Genomic DNA, 496 nt, shown 5'->3' with positions numbered 1-496 from the left:
CCTATAGAGTCTTAGAAAGTGACACCAACCTGACCTATTTCTGGACTTTTCTATCTGGAAAAAATGAGGAGCAAGGTATCATACTCTATCACCACAACCAAAGGCGCAATGGACAAGTTGCCAAGGAAGTCCTCGGTGATTTCAAAGGTTACCTTCACTGTGATATGTGGTCAGCCTATAGGTCCTTAGATGAGGTCACTCTGGTGGGATGTTGGGCCCATGTTCGGCGGAAATTCTTTGAAGCGACGCCTAAGAATGCGGACTCGAATTCCCTAGCCAAAAAGGGATTAAGCTATTGTGACCAGATGTTTGCCCTAGAGAAACAGTGGGAGGAACTAGACCCAGAAGTGAGACATCAAAAGCGACAAGAACAACTTCGTCCTTTGATGGAAGAATTCTTTGATTGGTGTCGGGAGCAGTATGTCTTACCAGAATCCAAGTTAGGCCGTGCTCTCAAATACAGTTTGGATTATGAGTCCACATTCAAAACTGTACT

At 44.8% G+C, this 496-nt stretch carries 1 protein-coding gene; it reads left to right on the top strand.

All coding sequences use genetic code 11. From position 1 onward, the window contains the following. Positions 1-496, top strand: a 496-nt coding sequence (locus E5983_RS09445; RefSeq protein WP_160333523.1) for an IS66 family transposase, incomplete at both ends; no start/stop codon positions are given.

The organism is Streptococcus danieliae (assembly GCF_009767945.1).
GTDB classification, from domain to species: domain Bacteria; phylum Bacillota; class Bacilli; order Lactobacillales; family Streptococcaceae; genus Streptococcus; species Streptococcus danieliae.
Note: the sequence above shows the minus strand (reverse complement) of the source record. Positions and strands in the feature narration are given on the sequence as shown.